General features: G+C 62.4%; 1 protein-coding gene. It reads left to right on the forward strand.

The window, feature by feature from the left end; all coding sequences use genetic code 11:
• A partial coding sequence (locus tag ACODTY_RS24155; RefSeq protein ID WP_488996706.1) for a hypothetical protein occupies nt 1-478 on the forward strand: 478 nt, incomplete at its 5' end.
• Between the last annotated feature and the right edge of the window lie 24 nt (nt 479-502).

Genomic DNA, 502 nt, shown 5'->3' on the forward strand with positions numbered 1-502 from the left:
CTGGCGTGCATGGCGCAGGGCCCATGCGAGGACTTTGCGCTTATGCCGACGCCAGCAGCATCTGGAGGCCCGCCTTCTGGCGACGATCGGCTATCCCAAGGCGGCGCTTCCCGAACGGGGAGGGCAGGGCCCTCATGCAGCCTTTTCCATCGCCGACATCGAAAGGTTCTTCGATGACGATTCCCTGGCCTGCCGTCAGGCAAGGGCCGAGTTCGCCAGTCATCAGGCAAGATGGGATAGCAGCGTCGCAGAGAGCGGCTATCTCAATGTGCTGCAACAGGAAGCTGCTTCAGAACAGCTGGAGAAAGAGGTTGCCGAGCGCCTGTTCGCCACACCCGCTTCGACATTGAGCGGCTTGCTGGCGAAGCTCGACGTGATGCTGCGCGAAGCGCCCCAGGGCAGGGAGGACGAAGAATTCCCCTGGCCACAGCTAAGGGCAGTAGCCAAGGATGTCATGCGGTTATCCGCCAGGACCTAATAGGGGGCTACACCAGGGACGGGC

The sequence above is a fragment of the Mesorhizobium sp. FG116 genome (assembly GCF_057809835.1).